Source organism: Nitrosomonas nitrosa, from assembly GCF_003051105.1.
Classification (GTDB): Bacteria; Pseudomonadota; Gammaproteobacteria; order Burkholderiales; family Nitrosomonadaceae; genus Nitrosomonas; species Nitrosomonas nitrosa.
The window spans coordinates 1-1,723 of the sequence record NZ_QAOO01000076.1 but is presented as its reverse complement, the minus strand read 5'-3'; the positions used below and the strand labels follow the sequence as shown (position 1 = coordinate 1,723).

The window sequence follows — 1,723 nt, the reverse complement described above, 5'->3', positions numbered from 1 at the left end:
TATTTGCGCACTGGAAAAGGGGAATACAAGGTTCATTTGTTTAATGGGAGCCGGATGAAGCGAGAGCTTCACGTCCGGTTCTAAGAGCGGCTGAGAGGGAAGTTCTCTCGGCCGACTCACCGGTGGCGTGATTTCGCCGCTACTTGGCAATCTTTATCTCAACGAGGTAGATCGGATGCTGGAACGGGCGAAGGAAGTCACACGTTATGGTAAGTACACCTATGTCGAGTATGCAAGATTTGCTGACGATATGGTGATCTTGGTCGATGCGCATAAGCGGCATAACTGGCTGATGAAGGCGGTGGAAAAACGACTGCGGGAAGAATTTGCCAAACTACAGGTTGAGATCAATGAAGAGAAGAGCAATATCGGAGACCTGAGTCGCGGAGAGAATTTCGGGTTTCTTGGGTTTGATTTTCGGCGCATCCGCAGTCTCCGAGGCGTATGGAGACCGCATTATGTGCCGAAGCAGAAAAAGCGCACGGCGCTATTGCAAAAGCTCAAGGAAGTGTTCCGAAGGTATCAGTCACAACCGGTTGATCGAGTAATACATTTGATTAATCCGATTTTGCGTGGCTGGGTTAACTACTTTGCGATTGGGCACTCGAGTCGGTGCTTCAACTACATACAAGACTGGGTAGAAAAGAAAGTGAGGCGACATTTGATGCGATCCCGGAAACGACGGGGCTTCGGCTGGCGAAGGTGGAGTAGGCGGTGGTTATATGACAAACTGGGGCTGTTTAATGACTACCAGATGTTAAGACCAAAGCCGAAAGCTACGCTAGCAGGATAGGTCTCATAAACCTTGATGTGAAACATGCGGGGGAGCGCAGTGCGGGAAATCCGCATGCTGCGTTCGACGTGGAGGGTGCTGGAAACGTGACAAGGGGATTGTACATATTACCCAAGTTAACGCGCTAGCACTCGACCCTACCTGTGAGGATCTGGAGGTGAAGCTTACTCGACCAACAATTTTACCGATTCCAGGGCTCAATAGATAAGAGAAAACTACTGACATACAATTGGACTCGCAACTCCATCTATTGCCGAATTGACATCCTCGCTTCGATTGAGAAATACACCATTAAGAGTCGCAACATCCAAGATGAGATGATATGTGCCTGTCCATAGCCTCTTCTGCTCAAGATCCTCGATACCCGAAGCATTAAGTGATATTTCAATTTTATCATTAACAGTAATAGCTGTTCCGTTTACAAGCTGTAAACGGGTAGCACCAGAAGTAATAATGCTAAAGCTTGCAGTTCCCGATACTGAATACTGTCCTCCCTTGTCGATAGTGTAGAGTTTCAAAGTAGTCGGACTAACTTCTATCTTTCCAGCATCTAACAGCCAGCAATAAGGGGTTATTTCAGCCTGCGCCATCGAAGCCATACCCCAGATATAACCAGAAATCAAATAATAGATGCCTCTCATTACTTTCTCTATGTGAAGATTAATAAAACTGAAGTTTCATCGTTTTTACCTATATTTTATATTCTCACTTAGGCTACTATCCGAAATAAAGCATCAAGAAAGGAATTTTTCTTGGGTTTGCCTAGGGTCTGTTGACATTTCACATAGGTAGCCACAGATACCCACACGCTATGGCTACCATACTTTCGTAATTTCGCTTCAGTTTGTCGTATCGTGTCGCTATTGCCCGATACTGCTTTAGCCGTGCAAAAGCATTCTCCACCAAATGCCGGTATCTATATAAACCCCA

General features: G+C 46.0%; 3 protein-coding genes. 1 reads left to right on the top strand and 2 read right to left on the bottom strand.

Annotated elements, in window-relative coordinates; all coding sequences use genetic code 11:
• Positions 1 to 127: 127 nt before the first annotated feature.
• On the top strand, positions 128 to 793 hold the full coding sequence (locus C8R30_RS15625; protein WP_258192091.1) for a group II intron maturase-specific domain-containing protein: 666 nt from the start codon (positions 128 to 130) through the stop codon (positions 791 to 793).
• Between the two features lie 215 nt (positions 794 to 1,008).
• Here the strand turns inward: C8R30_RS15625 and C8R30_RS15620 are convergent, their stop codons facing one another.
• Positions 1,009 to 1,434 carry a hypothetical protein gene (locus C8R30_RS15620; protein WP_107790560.1) on the bottom strand — a complete coding sequence of 142 codons (426 nt, stop codon included), beginning with the start codon at positions 1,432 to 1,434 and terminating at the stop codon, positions 1,009 to 1,011.
• A 139-nt stretch (positions 1,435 to 1,573) separates the two neighbouring features.
• Positions 1,574 to 1,723, bottom strand: a 150-nt coding sequence (locus C8R30_RS15615) for a transposase (RefSeq protein WP_146162714.1), incomplete at its 5' end; no start/stop codon positions are given.

Bases quoted from the DNA above. Each gene is read 5' to 3' on its own strand.
- C8R30_RS15620 (WP_107790560.1), bottom strand. From the start codon at position 1,434: ATGAGAGGCATCTATTATTTGATTTCTGGTTATATCTGGGGTATGGCT.